Source organism: Acidiplasma cupricumulans (assembly GCF_001402935.1).
Taxonomy (GTDB): Archaea; Thermoplasmatota; Thermoplasmata; order Thermoplasmatales; family Thermoplasmataceae; genus Acidiplasma; species Acidiplasma aeolicum.
Window position 1 is genome coordinate 1 of the sequence record NZ_LKBH01000132.1, and the last position, 3,870, is coordinate 3,870.

Below are 3,870 nucleotides of genomic sequence, written 5' to 3' on the forward strand. Positions count from 1 at the left end.
AAAAAATAATTTATGAAAGAACCTTATATATAATTCCCTTTTCACTGTATAGCCTGTTTTCTGCCTCATCAAATACAACGCTATGTATGCCGTCGATTACATCATCTGTTACCTCAAGCCCCCTGTGCGCTGGAAGGCAGTGCATGAATATAAAATTTTTATCTGCAAAATCTGTTAATTCTGAATTTACCTGATACGGCCTGAATAATTTTTCCCTCTCGGCCCTTTCCGATTCCTCGCCCATGGATACCCATACATCAGTGTATACAATATCAGCCGAATCTATGGCCGTTCTTGGCTCCCTTACTATCTCAATTCTGGAACCTGTCTTTAAGGCCATCTCCCTTGCAGATCTTATTATTTCTTTATCAGGTTCGTGATTTTCTGGGCATGCTATTGAGATATCCATGCCAAGTATGGATGCACCAAGAAGCAGGGAATTTGCCATGTTATTCCCATCACCTATATATGCCAGTTTCAATCCTGATAACTTTGATTTCTTTTCATATACTGTCATAAAATCAGCAACAATCTGCATGGGGTGCTCCAGATTGTCAAGTGCATTTAAAACAGGCACCCTTGAATATCTGGCAAGTTCAACAACCATATCATGACTGTATGCCCTGTAAGAGATTATATCCAAAAATCTGGACATAACCCTCGCCGTATCCTCTATTGTCTCTCCATCACCAAGATGCATCTCCTTTGGGCTTAGATATATTGCAGTTCCATTAAGCTGCACCATGGCAGATTCAAGGGATATTCTTGTCCTTGTGCTCGGTTTTTCAAAAATCATGCCAAGAATTTTTTTCTCTGAAAATTTGATGCTCCTATCCCTTTTCAATTTTATTGATAACAAAATAATATCCTCAAGATCATCCTTCATGTCCATAACAGATAATATATCCCTTTTCATAACATGTAAGTATAAAAAAGATTTAAAATTTTTTGTTCATTTTATCAGTATAAAGTGTTATTGCTGCCCTGGACCCATCACCAACAGCAGTTGCAATCTGTTCCTCACTGCCAGCAATAACATCACCGGCCGCATATATTCCAGGAACATTTGTCCTGCATTTATCATCTGTTACTATAAATCCATGGGAGTCAAGCTTAACTCCTATATTTTTTAGGAATGATGTCTGGGGTATCACACCTATATAAATAAAAACACCATCGAGGTTAACAGTTTTTTCATCACCTGTTACCAGATCCTTATATCTAAGGCCTGTCAGTTTTTTTCCATCCCCCAAAAACTCCTCTGTTTCGGCATTCAGTATAAAGGGTATTTTTTTCTCGTCCAGGCTTTTAATATATGCATCCTCACATTTTTTAATCTTTGAATGTGCTATTATTGAAACATTTTTTGCTATGCCATTTAGATAAAGGGCAGAAATTGCTCCAGAATTTCCACCACCAATAACAGCAACATCCTTGCCCTTAAAAAGATATCCATCACAGGTTGAACAGTATGAAATACCCTTACCATAGTATTCCTCCTCACCTGGCACGTTCATTTTTCTGTGCGTTGTTCCTGTGGAAACTATTACTGCCCTTGCAGTGAATGTTTCCCTGTTTGTTTCAATTACAAAGTTATTTCCCTCCTTTTTGATATTCCTTACCTCTATTTCTGTTATTATCTTACCATATTCTGAATAATGCTTTCTAAACTCCTCTGCAAGATCTGACCCCTCTATGGCCTTAAAACCAAGATAGTTTTCCACAAGTGGTGAAAGTGCGGTGTTACCGCCTGGGACAGCCTCTCTTTCAAGTATGGCCACGCTCATTCCAGATCTTTTTATGTATATTCCTGCGGAGTAACCTGCAGCCCCTGCCCCAATTATGATGACATCATAATCAGTTTCGTAATCCCTTTCATTGCTTCTAACATTAAACTGCATCATAAAAATCGCCTTAATTTATTATTAATAGCTAAATACAATAAAAACTTTGACAAAAAAAGAAAAATAAAAATTAATACTGTGGCATTCCGCCGCCCATTCCGCCCTGTGGGTTTGATGGTGCGGATGATTTCTTGCTGGCTATGACATCATCTATTCTGAGTATCATGGTTGCAACCTCAACAGCACTCTCAATTGCATGTGTCTTTACCCTGAATGTGTCATATACGCCAAGCTTTATCATGTCGTCTATTTTTGAGTTGTCCATATCAATTCCAAATGTTTTGTTGCCCTTTTCATGCTCAGCTTTTAATGATATTAATGTGTTTATTGGATCCATTCCTGCATTTTCAGCCAGTGTCCTTGGTATTATCTCAAGGGCCTTTGCAAATGCCTCTATGGCAAGCTGCTCCCTGCCACCAACGCTGTTGGAGTAGTTTCTAAGCTTCATTGCAAGCTCAGCCTCTATTGCCCCTCCACCTGGCAGGTATTTTCCATCCTCCTTGGTGATGGCAACAACCCTTATGGCATCATTCATTGCCCTTTCAATTTCATCCACAACGTGCTCTGTGCCTCCCCTTATAAGTATGCTTACTGCCTTTGGATTGACACAGCCGGTTACAAATGTCATCCTGTCGTCGCCTATTTTTCTCTCCTCCACTGTTTCTGCCTTTCCAAGGACATCCTCTGTGATATCATCAAGATTTGTTACCATTTTTGCTCCAGTTGCCTTTGCAAGTTTCTCCATATCACTCTGCTTTACCCTTCTTGCTGCGTATATGCCATCCTTTGCAAGGTAGTACTGCACTGTATCATCTATACCCTTCTGGCAGAATACAACATTTGCCCCTGATTTCTTTATTTTCTCTGCCATCTCCTTCATTGTGTCAGTCTCCTGGTCAAGGAAGTCCTGAATCTTTGATGGGTCTGTTATCTGAACCTTTGCATCTATTTCTGTTTTCTTTATTTCCAGAGCGGAATTTATTAGCGCTATTTTGGCATTCTTTACAATTCCTGGCATTTTTGAATGAACCTTCTCCTTGTCTATTATTATTCCATTTATAAACTGTGTGTCTGCAGCACTGCCACCGCTTTTTTTATCGACCTTAATATTTGCTGTGTCTACCATTATTTTGCCATCCCTTTCCTCTGCAACACTGTTTATTGCCTTTACAACAAGGTCTGCAAGGAAGTCAGATGAAACCCCAGTATTTTTACCTGAAAGGGCTGTTATTGCGATTTTCTTTAATGTTTCATCATTGTTTGCCTTAAGTGAGAGGTCTTCAAGCTCCTTTTTTGCCTCAACAGCTGCAAGATGGTAACCATCGGCTATTATTGTTGAATGAACCCCCTGGTCCAGAAGGCTTTCGGCCTGCTTTAAAAGTTCTCCGGCGAGAACAACAACTGTTGTTGTGCCATCTCCAACAGCAGTATCCTGTGATTTTGATGCCTCAACTATCATTTTTGCTGTTGGATGATCCACATCCATTTCCTTCAATATTGTTGCACCGTCATTAGAAATTACTATATCACCAATAGAATCCACCAGCATCTTATCCATACCTTTTGGACCAAGTGTGGTTCTTACTGCATCGGCAATTGCCTTTGCGGCCTCTATATTATTCTTCTGTGCATTTTTTCCCTGCTGCCTTTCTGTACCTTCCTTTAATATTAATATTGGTGTCTGACCTGATATCATAATACCATCACATTCGTAAATATGTTCTTCAATATAAACTTTTTTGTTAATCAAACATTTATAATTCCATTTACTAAAATTATCATATGTTAAAATAAATGTAAATCCATGATAATTAAATGCTAGAATGCATTCAGAAAGGAAATGCTGTAAATTAAGCAAATACACATGTTTAATTCTAAGCATTCATTCAGAATTTTAAAATGTTCTCTATAAACGCAATGCTTAAAATAAAGTGAAATTCTTATAAATACATGGAAAGTATATTTA

Annotated in this window: 3 protein-coding genes; all 3 read right to left on the minus strand. The window is 38.4% G+C overall.

Annotated features, from left to right (window positions below; genetic code table 11):
• Positions 1-10 precede the first annotated feature (10 nt).
• Positions 11-916, minus strand: a complete 906-nt coding sequence (gene argF / locus AOG55_RS04015) for an ornithine carbamoyltransferase (RefSeq protein WP_048100860.1) — start codon at positions 914-916, stop codon at positions 11-13.
• 22 nt (positions 917-938) lie between these two features.
• Positions 939-1,904 (minus strand): NAD(P)/FAD-dependent oxidoreductase, encoded by a 966-nt coding sequence (locus AOG55_RS04020; RefSeq protein WP_052656650.1) that lies wholly within the window; start codon positions 1,902-1,904, stop codon positions 939-941.
• A 70-nt stretch (positions 1,905-1,974) separates the two neighbouring features.
• On the minus strand, positions 1,975-3,600 hold the full coding sequence (gene thsB / locus AOG55_RS04025; RefSeq protein WP_048100862.1) for a thermosome subunit beta: 1,626 nt from the start codon (positions 3,598-3,600) through the stop codon (positions 1,975-1,977).
• Between the last annotated feature and the right edge of the window lie 270 nt (positions 3,601-3,870).